Origin of the sequence: Photorhabdus sp. CRCIA-P01 (assembly GCF_003545805.1) — a bacterium.
Lineage (GTDB): Bacteria > Pseudomonadota > Gammaproteobacteria > Enterobacterales > Enterobacteriaceae > Photorhabdus > Photorhabdus antumapuensis.
This window is the reverse complement of record NZ_NMQR01000156.1, coordinates 1-1,690: the sequence shown is the minus strand read 5'-3', so window position 1 is coordinate 1,690 and position 1,690 is coordinate 1. Positions and strand designations below refer to the sequence as shown.

The window sequence follows — 1,690 nt, the reverse complement described above, 5'->3', positions numbered from 1 at the left end:
CCACCTCACGACGCCGGATATCTCTAACCTGAAAGGAAAAATTAACCAGACAGGGAGCGGTGAACTGACGCTCTATACCCGCACCCTGAATAACCGTGAAGGGACAGTGTTCAATCAAGGGAAACGGTTGATCCTCACCACAGACCAGCTCGACAACCATCAGGGCAACATTGCCAGTCAGGGCGAGGACCTGCATCTCACTGCGCGTCAGGCAGATAACACTCAGGGCACAGTGCAACTGGCGGGCAACGGCAAACTGTCACTCAACAGCCAGCGCTGGCTGGGTGATAAGGGCAAACTACTCACCAATGGCGCCCTGACGATACACGCCGGTGAACTGCAACTGAATCAGGCTGAAACTCAGGCCGGGCAGATTACCGTCAATGCCGACATCCTGAGCCATCAAAACGGGGTGATGCAACAACAGGGCAAGGACACGCTGTCCCTTACCACTCGGCTGCTGGATAACCAGCGCGGCACCCTGGCCGGTAACGGTCACCTGAACATTCAGGCGACCACCGTCGATAATCGCCACGGCAATATCATTGCCGCTGAAAATGGCGCATTGACGTTGACCGCCAAAGAGACCTTAAATAACCGGGCGGGCAATTTAGCCGGCAACGGGGGGCTGGACATTCACAGCCGACAACTCACCAACCGCGAGGGGACCTTACAATCCGCCAATACCCTCCGTATCGACACCGGCGGGCAGTTACTGGATAACCAAAACGGCTTAATCATTAGTGAGGGCAAAACCACCATTACCAGCGGCCCGCTGGACAATCGCCACGGTCATCTGCAAGGCGGACAGTTGGTTATCGACACCCGACAGGCGCAAACCGATAACCGGGACGGTAAATTGCTGTCGGCAGAGACTCTCAACCTGAAAACCCAACGGCTCGACAATCGTCAGGGACAGGTGCAGGCGGTGGGTGACACTCAACTTCATGTTGAAACCCAAACCGATAACACCGGCGGCCTTATCCGTGGCGGCACGCAACTCAGCCTGAACACCGCTCACCTGATTAACCGCGACACGGCGCAGGCGGATAACGGGCTGGAAGCACAAAACCTGACGGTCAACGCCCAACAGGTGGACAACCGCCAGGGCGCTTTACGAGCAGCTAACCGCCTGCAAGCAAACATCAGCCAGACTCTGGATAATACCCAGGGACTGGCCTCCGCAGGCAAACAGCTCACTATCAACAGCGAGACTCAGCAACCGCATCTGGAGATTAACAACCCACAGGGCACCTTAATTGCCGGGAAGCAGGTGGATATTAACGCCGAGGCCCTCAGCGGTGACGGCCAACTGTTATCGCAGGGCGATATGGCGGTTGCTTTAACCAAGGATTTTCACCATACCGGCAACACCGCGGCCAATGGCAATTTGACCCTGAAAACCACCGGCAATCTCTTCAATGACCGCCAGATAAAAGCCGGTCAGGCGCTGCATCTTGGTGCGCAAAATCTCACCAACAGCGCCGCCGGTGAAATCAGCGCCGGGCAAACGCAAATCCAGGTCCACGATACGCTGAACAATACCGGATTGATTGACGGCGGTCTGACCCATCTCACGGCCAACACCCTGAACAATACCGGCACCGGGCGCATTTACGGCGACCGGCTCGCCCTCCAGACGGGCACGCTGAATAACACCGCGCAGGACGGCAAAGCCGCCGTGATTGCC

1 pseudogene is annotated in these 1,690 nt (G+C 56.9%); it reads left to right on the top strand.

Annotation, left to right across the window (positions count from 1 at the left end):
• Positions 1-1,690, top strand: a pseudogene (locus D3222_RS24465) (hemagglutinin repeat-containing protein); the annotation flags it as partial.